We start from the raw sequence: 12919 nt of genomic DNA on the forward strand, positions 1-12919 counted from the left end.
GCGTCCATTGTCGCACCTGTCCGGCGTGGAGCGGCGAATGACCCCGGGTTGGGCTCAAACGATTTCCGCGAGGTTCGGGTGTTTCCCGGCTGTGAGCTGCTCTATGATGATAGGCAGCGTGCCCGGGTCAAGCCCCCGCGCCGCCCTGCAGGACTTTCAGACACGATACGTAAGGGACGTTAATGACTGCTAATAATGATGTGCGTTACCAGGAGATGCGCGAGCTCGACCCGGAGGTCTTCCAGGCCATCGGCGGCGAAATCTCCCGTCAGCGCGACACCCTTGAAATGATTGCCTCGGAGAACTTCGTGCCGCGCGCCGTGCTGCAGGCACAAGGCTCCGTGCTCACCAACAAGTACGCGGAGGGCTACCCGGGCCGCCGCTACTACGGTGGCTGCGAGAACGTCGACATCATCGAGGACCTGGCCATTGCCCGCGCCAAGGAGCTCTTCGGCGCCGAGTTCGCCAACGTCCAGCCGCACTCCGGTGCGCAGGCCAACGCAGCAGTGCTCTCCGCCTTGGCCGAGCCGGGTGACAAGATCATGGGCCTGTCCCTGGCCCACGGCGGTCACCTCACCCACGGCATGAAGCTCAACTTCTCCGGCAAGCTTTACGATGTCGCCGCGTACGAGGTCGACGCTGAGACCATGCGCATCGACATGGACAAGGTCCGCGAACAGGCCCTGGCTGAGAAGCCCAAGGTCATCATCGCCGGCTGGTCCGCCTACCCGCGCACCCTCGACTTCGCCGCGTTCCGTGAGATCGCGGACGAGGTCGGCGCCAAGCTGTGGGTCGACATGGCCCACTTTGCCGGCCTCGTTGCCGCTGGCCTGCACCCGTCCCCGGTTCCCTACGCTGACGTCGTGTCCACCACCGTTCACAAGACCCTGGGCGGCCCGCGCTCCGGCATGATTCTTGCCAAGGAAGAGCTTGGCAAGAAGATCAACTCCAACGTTTTCCCGGGCCAGCAGGGCGGCCCGCTCATGCACGTCATCGCTGCCAAGGCCATCGCGCTGAAGATCGCTGCGTCTGAGGACTTTAAGGACCGCCAAGCCCGCACCCTCGAGGGAGCGAAGCTTCTCGCCGAGCGCCTCACCGCCGAGGACACCAAGGCCGCTGGCGTCGACGTCCTCACGGGCGGAACCGACGTCCACCTCGTGCTTGCGGATCTGCGCAACTCGGAGCTCGACGGCCAGCAGGCCGAGGACCTCCTCCACGAGGTCGGCATCACCGTCAACCGCAACGCCGTCCCGAACGACCCGCGTCCGCCGATGGTCACCTCTGGCCTGCGCATCGGCACCCCGGCCCTGGCTACCCGCGGCTTGGATTCCGCCGCCTTCACCGAGGTCGCGGACATCATCGGTACCGCCCTGGCCGCCGGCCAGAAGGCCGACGTCGCTGCTCTGCGCGCCCGCGTGGAGAAGGTCGCCAAGGACTTCCCGCTCTACGAGGGCCTCGAGGACTGGAAGCTGGTCTAAGCGGTCTACAATAGCGGGCCATGCGCCTGCTTATCGTCGACAACCACGACTCCTTCACCTTCAACCTGGTGGAGTACGTGCGACGAGTCACCAACACCGAGCCCACGGTGGTGCCCAATGACACCCCGTGGGCTTCGGTCGATCTTGCGGCTGCCGATGCCGTCCTCATCTCACCCGGTCCCGGTACCCCAGCCAACCCGGCGGACCTGGGCATCACCGCCGATGTCCTGCGCGAGTTCGATGGCCCGATCCTCGGCGTATGCCTGGGCCTGCAAGCCATGGTGCACCTCGCCGGCGGCACGGTCGGACCAGCTCCGCGCCCTGCCCACGGCGAGGAAGCCCTCGTCGCCCACGACGGCACGGGTCTCTTCCGCGGTCTGCCTAATCCGCTGCCCGTCGTGCGCTACCACTCGCTCGCGGCCACTGAGGTTCCGGAGCGCTTTACTGTGACGGCAACGCTCACCGACGCTACGGCTGTCGAAGACGGCATGGTGATGGGCATAGCAGCTACCGAACGCCCCCGCTGGGCCGTCCAATTCCACCCCGAGTCCGTCTGCGCAGAAGCTGGCGAGGCGCTCATCGCGAATTTCCTGGAGCTCGCCCGCGCGCACTACGCGTCCGAGTTTTTCGCCGTGCGCACCCTCGATCACGCCATCGACCCGGCGGCCGTCGCGGCGCAGCTCACCGGCAACCGCTTCTGGCTCGCCGAGGGCGAATTCAGCATCCTCGGCGACGACTCCGGCCCGCGCGCCCGGCATCTGTCCTTCGACGTCACCCGCGACGACGTCTTCGCCGAGCTTTCCGCCGAACTCGCTGCCCACCGCCTGCCTGACCGCGTGGGCCCGCCGATACCCGGCTGCGGTTTCGCGCTCGGCTGGGTGGGCTACTTCGGCTACGAGGTGGGAGAGCAGGTCCTGCCTGCTCTCCGCGGCCGCCTGCCCCACGCGCCCGGCCCGGACGCCGAGTTCGTCTTCACTGACCGCGCCGTCGTCATCGACCATGCCCGCGGCGTGACCCATTGTGTGAGCCTGCGTGGCGACACTGACTGGGACGTGGCGACCGCGGACGCGCCCGCCGCCATGCGACATCCGGTCACCGCGCGGCTCGTCCACGACGAGGCCGACTACCTCGCGCTCATCGACCGCGCCCAGGCGGCCATGGCGCGCGGCGAGTCCTACGAGGTCTGCCTCACCAACCGCCTTGAACTCCCGACGGCCCCCGAGCCGCTCGGTGCGTATCTCAACCTGCGCGCGGATAACCCGACGCCGCGCGGCGGCTTTATCGACTTCGCAGGCAACGCGCTGCTGTCCACGAGCCCCGAGCTTTTCCTCGCCGTCGACGCGAATGGCCGCGTGACCTCGAAGCCCATCAAGGGCACGCGACCCCGCTCCGATGATCCTGCCGAAGACGCCCGACTCAAGTCCGAACTCGCCGGCGCGAAGGAACGCTCCGAGCTGCTCATGGTCGTCGACATGGTCCGCCACGATCTCTCGCGCGTCTGCGAACGCGTTGCCGTGCCCGCGCCGTTTATCGTGGAAAGCTACGCCACGGTCCACCAGCTGCTCTGCGTCATCGAAGGCCACCTGCGCGCCGCGGCCGCCACGCGACCTGCCGCTACCGCAGTCGATGTCCTCCGCGTCGCGTTCCCCGGCGGCTCCATGACGGGCGCGCCCAAGCTGCGCACGATGGAGATCATCGCCGCGCTTGAGGACACGTGGCGCGGCGTGTACTCCGGCGCCTACGGCTACCTCGGCCTGAACGGCGCGGCGGACTTCTCGATGACCATCCGCGGCCTCGTCATCCCCGGCCTCGACGCTCGCGCCGCGGGCGCACCGGCTGCGTATTACGGCATGGGCGGCGCCGTGCTCCACGTGAGCGACCCCCAGGCTGAGTGGGAGGAAACCCTCGTGAAGACGCGGCCGCTGCGCGCCCTGGGAGTGGAGCTCTAATGCGCGTCGATTCTTTCCTCGTCCGCGACGGCCGCGCCATCCGCCCCGACCTGCATCGCGCCCGCTTCGGCGCTGGCTATCCGTCCCTCGACGCGGTGCCGTGCACCGGCGAGTGGTTCCCCCGCATCACCGACGCTGGCGTCGACGTCCGCCCCGCGCCGCCGCTGCGCCGCACGACCACGCTGTGGATCCCGGGGAGCGAGGACCCACGCACCGCGCCGCGCGTCAAGGGGCCTGACTTGCCAATGCTCGGCGAGTTGCGCGCGCAGGCCCGCGAACATGGCGCCGACGACGCCCTGCTCCGCGCAAACGGTCACGCGCTCGAGGCCGCCAACGCCGCGCTCCTCGTCTTTGACGGCCGTGACTGGATCCAGGCTCCCGAATCTCAGACCCTCGCCTCGACCACAGTCACCGCCGTCGTTGAGGCCGGACTCCTGCCCGCGCCTCGCCGACGTGCCATCCCGCTCGCCGAATTAAAGAAATCTCCGGCTCTCGTCGCGAGCGCCCTCCACGGTTTGACGCCCGTCGTCGCGTGGGTCCACGACGGCCAGACGACCCCCGCGCCCGCCGTCGAGCTCGACGCCGCCGCTCTCAACGCAGCCCTGTGGCAGTACGCCGAGCGCCTCTAAGCACGAAAGCCATGTCCCAACAGCAATAAGCGCTGGTCGCGAAAAATCCGCGTCATGGCGCGACCTGCGCTTATTGCCAACGGGACAGTGCCTTCGTGAAGGAGACACGAAAAATCGCCGCGCCCGCAGGCAACGGCGATGGGAAACGGGACTAGTCTTCGTCGGTTTCTGTGGCGCGGTGCGCAACCGACGGACCCACGGCGGTGCCGGGAGCAGGCCGCTCGGCAGCGGGGGCATCGGCAGCACCGGCGCGCTGCTCAGCATGCTGCTTGCGCGCGGCGGTGAGCCACTCAGGTGCCTCATCGAGCAGGGCCTTGATCTCGGCCGTGGTGAGCGGGTGGTCCATGTCGTTCTTCTTCATGGCGTTGACGGAAATGCCCAGCTTCTGCGCCACGACAGGACGCGGGTGCGGGCCCTCCTGGCGTAGCGTGACAAGCCACTGGGGCGGGTTGTCCTGGAGCTCGCGCAGTTGCGCATGCGTGACGGCGCCGTTCTGGAATTCTTCCGGGGTGGCCGGAAGGTAAATACCGAGCTTCTTCGCCGCGGTCTGCGGGCGCATGGCAGTTCCCGACGGCTGGCTGGTTGGTTGAGTCATGGCTCCCACCGTAGCACCCCGTAAGCTGGGGAACATGCTGCGTCTTAGTTTTGCCACCGGCACGGAGCCAGGGAAATGGTTCACCCGCTACCGTGAGTACACCTCGCATGAGCTCGCCACGGCGGATGCCGATGACGCCCTCGCGGACGTCCTCGCCGGCTCCGCGGACCTCGCACTCGCGCGCGTGCCGGAAGCTGGGGATCCCCGCATCGATGACACGTTCCACATGGTGCGCCTCTATGACGAGGCCCCAGGCATCGCGGTGCCGAAGGACCATATCCTCGCGGAGATGGGGGAGACGGTCAACCCCGCGGATGTCGCGGATGAGATTGTCAACTACCGGATTCCGGACACTGGCGTCGTGGACGTGCAGGCTGTGCGCGACGCGCTTCAGATCGTCGCGGCCAACGTCGGCATTGTCGTCGCCCCGCGCCCGCTGCTCAAGGTGCTCTCCAAGCGTCAGGTCGTGCCCCTCGCGCTTGCCGATGCCCCCTCCGCCCCCTCGCCCCGCACCTTCATCGCCCTTGTGTGGCGCAAGGAGGACGACGGCGAAGTCATTCAGGACTTCGTTGGAATCGCCCGTGGGCGTACGCCGAACTCGTCGCGCACGGACACGAAGAAAAAGTCTGCGCGCGCAAAATCTTTGGCGAAGCAAGCGCGCCGGACAGGTGCCGTTAAAGGCAAGAAATCGGTATCCAAGCAAACGTTATCAAAACGAAAGAAAGGCTCTCAGCGGGGCAAACGGCGGTAAAACTCCGTCAGCGGGGGCACATTTGGTTGAGAGTATCTTGAGGATTTGCTGAACGTGCGATTAGGGTCGATGGCAGACGCCGTTGCTTATAGAAACGGGTCCAAACATAAAGATTCCTAATGAAAGGTCATTTCTTCATGAACACTATCGCTCGTCGCGTTGCTGCTGGTATCGCTACTGCTTCCCTCGCTATCGGCCTGGTCGCCTGTGGCTCGGACGCTGAGGATGCCGCGAATACCGCAAAGGATACCGCAGGCTCTGCCGCTAACGAGGCTACTGCCGCGGCTGGCTCCGCGGTTGATAACGCCAAGGATTCTATGAAGGATTCCGAGTCCGCTGGCGCCTCCGAGGGCGCCGAGCCGAGCGGTGCTGAGGGCTCCGAGTCTGAGGGCGCTGGCTCTGAGGGCGCTGCCGATGGGGAGAAGACCACCATCAACACCGCCGCCGGCGAGTTCGAGATCCCGGCCGCCTTCGCCTCCGCGCTGGAGAGCAAGGCTTCCGAGTGGGGCATGTCCATGGACGACATCCAGAACATCACCAACTCTGATGCTGGCTCTGTCGCCACCTTCGCCAAGGATAAGCTGTTGGCCTTTAACAACGAGTCTGGCGAGTCCGTCCCGGTTATCGGCAAGATTGCCGAGACCTTCGAGTCCGAGGGCGGCCTGGAGTCCCTGGGTCTGCCGGAGTCTCCGGAGCAGGCCGTCTCTGACGGCGAAGGCTGGGTCCAGGAGTTCACCAACGCCACCGTGAAGTGGGTTAAGGGCGAAAGTGGCGAGTTCGCGGCCGATATTCAGAAGAAGTAGCCGTGCACGGTCGCGACGACCGCTGATATGCACACCGGCGCCGACTCGAATGAGTCGGCGCTTGTGGCGTCTTGGGGGTGTGCTTCGGTGGCGGTTGGGGCGCGTGAGATAGATGTGCGCGGATGCGCACGGGCGGGTGAAAGGTCACGCGCTGTTCACTTACAACGCTGTAATTTGTAACCTTGCTTGCTTACGGTGGGGGACAACCGGTTCGGTGACGCGGTTATCGGGCCGGCGAGCACCACGCGAAGCGACGCCGTGGGTCACCTGCGGCGAGCGTGACCACAACCTAGGAAAGCCCATAAAGTCATGTTCCATAGCGATATCGCTACAACAGCCACCTTGAGCACCGAAGATAGTGACGCCAGCGGCGTCGAGTCTGCCTTTGCCACCACGCAGCGCACCAAGACCTATGTCGTCGACACCTCCGTTTTGTTGTCCGATCCCTGGGCACTGCGGAAGTTCGCCGAGCACGACGTCGTGCTGCCAGTCGTCGTCATTTCCGAGCTGGAAGGCAAGCGCCACCACCCCGAGCTGGGATGGTTCGCACGCCAGGCCCTGCGCATGCTCGAAGACCTGCGCCAGACCTACGAACGCCTCGACGAGCCGGTGCCTGTCAATACTGACGGCGGCACCGTGCGCGTCGAACTTAATCATCAGGATCAGTCCCTGCTGCCGGCAGCGTTCCGTGGCACGGAGGGCGACCATCGGATCCTTGCGTGCGCGCTCAACCTCGCGCACGAAGGCAAGGACACGACACTGGTGACTAAGGACGTGCCGCTGCGTGTCAAAGCGGGCGCCGTGGGACTCGACGCCGATGAGTACCACGCCCAGGACGTCGTGCTCACCGGCTACACCGGTATGGCGACGGCGCAGGTGGCGCCGGAGGATATCGATGCTCTCTTTGCCGAAGGCTCGATTCTTCTCGATGACGTGGACACGGACGACGGCACGCCGGTGGCGGACCTGCCCGTGCATTGCGGCGTGCGGCTCAACGCGGCGGGGCAATCCGCGCTCGGCCGCGTGACTGCGGACGGTGCGGTGCAGCTCGTGCGCGGCGACGTCGGTGCCTTCGGCCTGCAGGGACGCAGCGCGGAACAGCGCGTGGCGCTCGACATTCTTGCGGATCCCAACGTCGGTATCGTCTCGCTAGGCGGTCGTGCAGGCACCGGCAAGTCTGCGCTTGCGCTGTGCGCCGGCCTCGAAGCGGTCCTGGAACGCAATGAGCATCGTCGCATCGTCGTCTTCCGCCCAATGTATGCGGTCGGCGGCCAGTCGCTCGGCTACCTGCCGGGCACCGAAAGCGAGAAGATGAACCCGTGGAGCCAGGCCGTTTACGACACTCTCGAGGGTTTGGTCTCCGACAACGTCATCGAGGAAGTCCAGGACCGTGAGCTCCTCGAGGTCCTGCCGCTCACGCACATTCGTGGTCGCAGCCTCCACGACAGCTTCGTCATCGTCGACGAGGCCCAATCGCTGGAGCGTAACGTGCTGCTCACCGTGCTCTCCCGCCTTGGCCGCGGTTCCCGCGTCGTGCTCACGCACGACGTCGCGCAGCGCGATAACCTGCGCGTGGGCCGCCACGACGGCGTCCAGGCAGTCATCGAAAAGCTCAAGGGCCATGAGCTTTTTGCCCACGTCACCCTGCAGCGCTCGGAGCGCTCGGCCATCGCCGAGCTCGTGACCGACTTGCTCGAGGACGGCCGCTAAGCAACGGTTCTGACTTCTCGTGTGGGCGGTGGAGCGGCTAGGGTGGAAATCCTAGCCGCGCACTGCTGCCAGGCCGTGCGCTCGTTGACCCAAGGGAGTTCTTGCACATGCGTTTGAAGAAGCTCATCGCCGTACCTGTCGCCGCCGCACTGCTCGCCACCCCCGTTGCGAACGCCGCCCAGCCGAATACCTCGAGCAACGCCGGGATCGAAGTACCGCAGTCCTCCAAGGGCAAGGACGCGTCCTCGCAGAACGTGCCCTTCGACGTCGCGATTGGATTCGCGGTGGCGCTTGGCTTCGTGGCCATCGCCGATATCTTCTTCAACGCCATCAATACGCCCCAGTACCACACGCTGTTTAGGGCATCCTCCTAAAACCGAGGGTGAACGTAACTGTGCATGGCGCGGAAGTCTGCGGAATAATGGATTGCCATGACAGAAAACGACACCACACGTAGCAAGGATTTCGTGCTGCGCCCGTTCCGTATCGAGGACTATCCGCAGATGCGGGCCATCTACGAGCATGGACTCGAGACGGGTCACGCGACGTACGAGACCAAGGCTCTCACGCTGGAACAGTTCCAGCGTTCCAAGATCGCGGCGAGCGTGTTCGTTGCGGTGGAAGCGGATGATGACTCGAAGATCCTCGGTTGGGTCTCTGCCGCTCCTATCTCCTCGCGCAGCGTCTTCCACGGCGTGGTCGAAGACTCCATCTACATTCACCCGGACGCCCGCGGCCGCGGCATCGCTGGCGCGCTGCTCGACAAGCTCATCGAGGTCTGTCAGCAGCTCCACAAGTGGGCCATCCACGCGTGGATCTTCCCGGAGAACGAAGGCTCCGCAGGCCTGCACATTTCGCGCGGTTTCCAAAAGGTGGGCACGTACTCCCACTTGGCGAAGATGACCTACGGCGAGCTCGCGGGCCAGTGGCGTGACACAGCAGTCTATGAGCTGCTCCTGCCCAAGCCGGGGGAGAAGCCGGCCTCTTAAGGGGGTATCGGAAAGCAAGCAAAAGGCCGCCTGCAGCAGTGCTGCAGGCGGCCTTCGTGCGAAAGGATAGCGCAGAGATTTAAGAGATGGTTTCCTTGAGGTGCTCCTCGCGCAGGGGGAGGACGAGGACGAGCGCCAGGATGGCCATCGGAACCATAAGCAGGATAACCGGGGTGAGGCCATCGTTGTAGGCGGAGAGGATGACGTGCTGGATGGTCTCCGGCATCTGCGCCACGAGACCCGGGGTGAGGTGCGAGGAGCCAGAGCCCTGCTCAGCGAATTGCTTGGCGTACTCGGCGCCGGCGGGGCCCATCTCCTTGATGGCGGCCGGCATGTTGGCGGCAAGCTCGTTCTTCATGTTGTGAATGAACAGCGAACCCACGAGGGACGCACCCACGGCGGAGCCGATCTGGCGGAAGAAGTTGTTTGCCGCGGTAGCGGTGCCGACCAGTGCGATGGGGAAAGAGTTCTGCACGATGAGGACGAGGACCTGCTGGACGAAGCCGAGGCCGATGCCGAAGACGAGGAACTCGAAGCCGAGCGTGACAAGGGTCGTCTCGACGGAGAGGCGGGACATCCAGTACAGGGCACCCGCGGTAATCACGAGGCCGATGATGGGATAGACCTTGTAGTGGCCGGTGCGGGCGATGATGAAGCCGACGACGGTGGAGGTCACGATGAGGCCGACCATCATCGGGATCATCATGAGACCAGCCTTGGTCGGGGTGAGCGTGTGGACCATCTGGAGGTAGGTCGGCATGTAGCCGAGGACGCCGAACATTGCCAGACCCAGCACGGTGCCGGCAAGGGTGGTGAGCACCATGTTGCGGTTCTTGAACAGGTGCACCGGGATAAGCGGTTCCTTGGCCTTCGTCTCGACGAGAACGGTGATGATGGCACCCACGATAACCACGGCGGCCAGGCCGAGGATGATCGGATCCGACCACTCGTATTCGGTGCCGCCCCACGTGGTCATGAGGATGAGCGAGGCGGTCGTAAGCGCGATGAAGGTGGCGCCGAGCCAGTCGAAGCGTTTCATGGAGGTATCGCCCACGCGCAGGTGGAGGACGAGAGTACAGACGATCATGGCGAGGATACCCAGCGGGATGTTCATCCACAGGCCCCAGCGCCAGCCCGGGCCGTCCGTGAACCAGCCACCGAGGACCGGGCCGAGGACGGAGGACAGGCCGAAGACGCCGCCCATGATGCCCATGAACTTGCCGCGCTCACGGGAGGAGGTGACCTCGGCGATAATCGACTGGGAGGAGATCATCATGAAGCCGGCGCCGAAGCCCTGCACGGCGCGGCCGGCGATGAGCAGGCCCATGGCATGGGCGAAGCCGCCCATCGCGGAGCCGATGACGAACACGGCGATGCCGCCGATGTAGAGCCACTTGCGGCCCATCATGTCGCCCAGCTTGCCGGAGATCGGCATGGCGATGGTCATGGTGACGAGGAAGGCCGAGATGACCCAGCTCATGTGGTCGACGCCGCCGAGCTCGCCCACGATGGTGGGCAGCGCGGTGGAGAAGATCATCTGGCCCAGGGAGCTCATCAACATGGTGAGGACCAGGGCAGAGAAAATCAGGCCGAGGTTATTAGCCCGGGCCTCGCCTTCAGCCGGGGCAACCGGTTCGGTAGTAGCTACCATTGGATTCCTTTCGCGTATTCAGTAAAGAGATGCAGCGCGCCGTGGAGGCGGTCTGCGAGGGGCTCAGTGCAATCGATATCCGGTCCGGCAAGAGCGAGCCACAGGGCCTCGCGAAGGAAAGACGCGATGATCATGGCTTCCGTCGCCGGGGAGGAGTCCGGCAGGCGCTGGAGCTCCGGCTCGGCGGTGAGACGTTGCTCGATGAGCTGCTTAATTTCGTGGGCCTTCTCACGCTTGCGCATCATGGACGCCATGGCGGCCTCGGGTTGCGTTGCGATGCGCTGACGGCGCTCCGCGACGACGGTTCCGTGATGATGGCCGACCATGTGTGCGTCGACGACGTGGAGCGCGAGGGTGAGGACGTTGTCCGTGGGCTCGGTGAGGAAACGCTGTCGAACGTCTTCCGTGAATTCCTTGCTGGGCCCGCCGAGCACGGCGGAGTCCTTGGAATCGAAATAATTGAAAAATGTGCGCCGAGAAATCCCCGCTGCTTCGCAAATCTCTTCCACCGTGACGTCGTTGAAGCCGCGCTCGTCCACCAGCTTGGTGGCGGCGTCCTCAATGGCATCGCGGGTGGCGAGCCGTTTTTGTTCGCGTAACGTTAGTTCTTCTTGCACAGAGTGCAACTTTACACGCGGTGCAAACTTGCACCAAGTGCACAGTGGGTGATTTTCGCGAACTGACGGGTTTGAGAGAGACCTGGCTCATAGGGCAGACGGTGCTGGGATGATTTTTGGGCCGACGAAGCGCTGAGAATCCGCGCGGGGAAGGCGCTTTGGCGGCGAAAAAGTACTCCGCCGCCGCCGTCGGGGGCCGGCGAAGCTGGCATGGCAAAAGCCCCAGCAGGAAAGAAACCTGCTGGGGCGTGGGGCGAAGGCGGCTTAGAAGTTGTCGCGGTCGCGGTTGGTCATGGTGAGAACGTTCAGCTTCTCGTCGAGCTGCTCCTCAGTGAGGTTCTCGCCGTCGACGAAGCCGAGGTCGATGACGGCCTCGCGCACGGTGATGTGCTCGTGGAGGGCATGCTTGGCAGCCTTGGCAGCGTTCTCATAGCCGATGTTGCCGTTGAGCGGCGTGACAATCGACGTGGAGGACTCGGCAAACTTCTTCATGCGCGGTTCGTTGGCGGTGATGCCGTCGACGCACTTCTCAGCGAAGACGCGGGAGATGTTGGCGAGCAGGCGGGCAGACTCGAGGACGTTGCGCGCCATCATCGGGATGTAGACGTTGAGCTCGAACTGGCCGGAGGCGCCACCGAAGGCGACGGCAGCGTCGTTGCCGATGACCTGAGCGGCGACCTGGGTAGCGGACTCGACCAGGACCGGGTTGACCTTGCCCGGCATGATGGAGGAACCTGGCTGCAGATCCTTGAGGTGGATCTCGGCGAGGCCGGTGAGCGGGCCGGAACCCATGAGGCGGATGTCGTTGGCGATCTTGTTGAGGGAGACGGCCACGGTGCGCATGGCGCCGGAGAACTCGACGAGTCCGTCGCGGGCAGCTTGAGCTTCGAAGTGGTTCTCGGCCTCCTTGAGCTGCTCGATGCCGGTGAGTTTCTTCAGCTCCTCGGTGACTTTGGCACCGAAGTCAGCGGCGGTGTTGAGGCCAGTACCGGTGGCGGTGCCGCCGATGGCGAGCTCGCCCAGGCGGGGGAGGACGGCCTCGACGCGCTCGATGCCGAGCTCGATCTGGCGAGCGTAGCCGCCGAATTCCTGGCCGAGGGTGACCGGGGTGGCGTCCATCATGTGCGTGCGGCCGGACTTCACGACGTCAGCGAATTCCTTGGCCTTGGCGAGCAGCGACTCGTGGAGGACCTTGAGGCCCGGGATGAGGTCGTTGACGGCGGCCTCAGTCGCTGCGACGTGGGTGGCGGTCGGGAACGTGTCGTTGGAGGACTGGCCCATGTTGACGTGGTCGTTCGGGTGAATCTCGACGCCGTTGTTGTGAGCGATAGACGCGATGACCTCGTTGGTGTTCATGTTGGACGAGGTGCCGGAACCGGTCTGGAAGACGTCGATGGGGAAAGCATCGTCGTGCTTGTTCTCACCAATTTCCTTGGCGGCGGCGATAATCGCGTCGGCCTTCTCGGCGTCGAGCTTGCCGGTGTCCTTGTTGACCTGTGCGCACGCAGCCTTGAGCAGGCCGAGGGCGCGGATCTGGGCAGCCTCGAGGCCGCGGCCGGAGATGGGGAAGTTATCCACTGCGCGCTGGGTCTGGGCGCGCCACAGCGCGTCAACCGGGACCTTTACTTCGCCCATGGTGTCGTGTTCGATGCGGTACTCAGTCATGAATGTTCCACCTTTTTGTCTTCAACGTGATTCGGAGTGCAGGCTCTTCAGCGCCCGCGGACAAGTCACACTTGCTAGCAAC

At 64.9% G+C, this 12919-nt stretch carries 11 protein-coding genes and 1 pseudogene; 8 read left to right on the plus strand and 4 right to left on the minus strand.

The features are described from left to right. Nucleotides 1-182: 182 nt before the first annotated feature. From glyA to HMPREF3227_RS01285, 3 genes are read left to right on the plus strand one after another with little or no spacing between them, the layout of a single operon-like run. The gene (gene glyA, locus HMPREF3227_RS01275) at nucleotides 183-1478 is read left to right on the plus strand and encodes a serine hydroxymethyltransferase (RefSeq protein WP_066491318.1); all 1296 of its coding nucleotides are present in this window, start codon (nucleotides 183-185) and stop codon (nucleotides 1476-1478) included. 20 nt (nucleotides 1479-1498) lie between these two features. Further along, nucleotides 1499-3427: a chorismate-binding protein gene (locus HMPREF3227_RS01280; protein ID WP_066509587.1), complete on the plus strand. Its 1929-nt coding sequence runs from the start codon at nucleotides 1499-1501 to the stop codon at nucleotides 3425-3427. After that, nucleotides 3427-4056 (plus strand): aminotransferase class IV, encoded by a 630-nt coding sequence (locus tag HMPREF3227_RS01285; protein WP_066491312.1) that lies wholly within the window; start codon nucleotides 3427-3429, stop codon nucleotides 4054-4056. The genes HMPREF3227_RS01280 and HMPREF3227_RS01285 overlap by 1 nt, the downstream gene beginning before the upstream one ends. 241 nt (nucleotides 4057-4297) lie before the next feature. Here HMPREF3227_RS01285 and HMPREF3227_RS01290 read toward each other — a convergent pair. After that, nucleotides 4298-4651 (minus strand): annotated as a pseudogene (locus HMPREF3227_RS01290) (DUF5997 family protein); the annotation flags it as partial. A 34-nt stretch (nucleotides 4652-4685) separates the two neighbouring features. On the opposite strand from HMPREF3227_RS01290, the gene HMPREF3227_RS01295 reads away from it, so the two are divergent. The 5 genes from HMPREF3227_RS01295 to HMPREF3227_RS01315 all read left to right on the plus strand — a co-directional run bounded on the left by HMPREF3227_RS01295 (nucleotide 4686) and on the right by HMPREF3227_RS01315 (nucleotide 8904). Then, on the plus strand, nucleotides 4686-5402 hold the full coding sequence (locus tag HMPREF3227_RS01295; RefSeq protein ID WP_066509589.1) for a LysR family transcriptional regulator substrate-binding protein: 717 nt from the start codon (nucleotides 4686-4688) through the stop codon (nucleotides 5400-5402). Nucleotides 5403-5539: 137 nt separating this feature from the next. Further along, the gene (locus HMPREF3227_RS01300; RefSeq protein ID WP_066509615.1) at nucleotides 5540-6205 is read left to right on the plus strand and encodes a hypothetical protein; all 666 of its coding nucleotides are present in this window, start codon (nucleotides 5540-5542) and stop codon (nucleotides 6203-6205) included. 342 nt (nucleotides 6206-6547) lie between these two features. After that, nucleotides 6548-7915, plus strand: coding sequence for a PhoH family protein (locus HMPREF3227_RS01305; RefSeq protein WP_066509618.1), 1368 nt, complete (start codon nucleotides 6548-6550; stop codon nucleotides 7913-7915). Between the two features lie 107 nt (nucleotides 7916-8022). After that, nucleotides 8023-8289: a hypothetical protein gene (locus HMPREF3227_RS01310; protein WP_066491300.1), complete on the plus strand. Its 267-nt coding sequence runs from the start codon at nucleotides 8023-8025 to the stop codon at nucleotides 8287-8289. Nucleotides 8290-8346: 57 nt separating this feature from the next. Further along, complete coding sequence (locus HMPREF3227_RS01315) at nucleotides 8347-8904, plus strand: GNAT family N-acetyltransferase (protein ID WP_066491297.1); 558 nt, start codon at nucleotides 8347-8349, stop codon at nucleotides 8902-8904. 79 nt (nucleotides 8905-8983) lie between these two features. On the opposite strand, the gene HMPREF3227_RS01320 is transcribed toward HMPREF3227_RS01315, so the two are convergent. From HMPREF3227_RS01320 to HMPREF3227_RS01330, 3 genes are all read right to left on the minus strand, one after another. Continuing rightward, nucleotides 8984-10555, minus strand: a complete 1572-nt coding sequence (locus HMPREF3227_RS01320) for an MDR family MFS transporter (protein WP_066491294.1) — start codon at nucleotides 10553-10555, stop codon at nucleotides 8984-8986. Then, entirely contained in the window at nucleotides 10549-11172 is a 624-nt protein-coding gene (locus tag HMPREF3227_RS01325) for a TetR family transcriptional regulator (RefSeq protein WP_066509591.1), read from the minus strand. The genes HMPREF3227_RS01320 and HMPREF3227_RS01325 overlap by 7 nt, the downstream gene beginning before the upstream one ends. Nucleotides 11173-11436: 264 nt before the next feature. Further along, nucleotides 11437-12837, minus strand: coding sequence for a class II fumarate hydratase (locus tag HMPREF3227_RS01330; RefSeq protein ID WP_066491291.1), 1401 nt, complete (start codon nucleotides 12835-12837; stop codon nucleotides 11437-11439). Between the last annotated feature and the right edge of the window lie 82 nt (nucleotides 12838-12919).

This window comes from Corynebacterium sp. CMW7794 (assembly GCF_001563605.1).
GTDB lineage: Bacteria > Actinomycetota > Actinomycetes > Mycobacteriales > Mycobacteriaceae > Corynebacterium > Corynebacterium phoceense.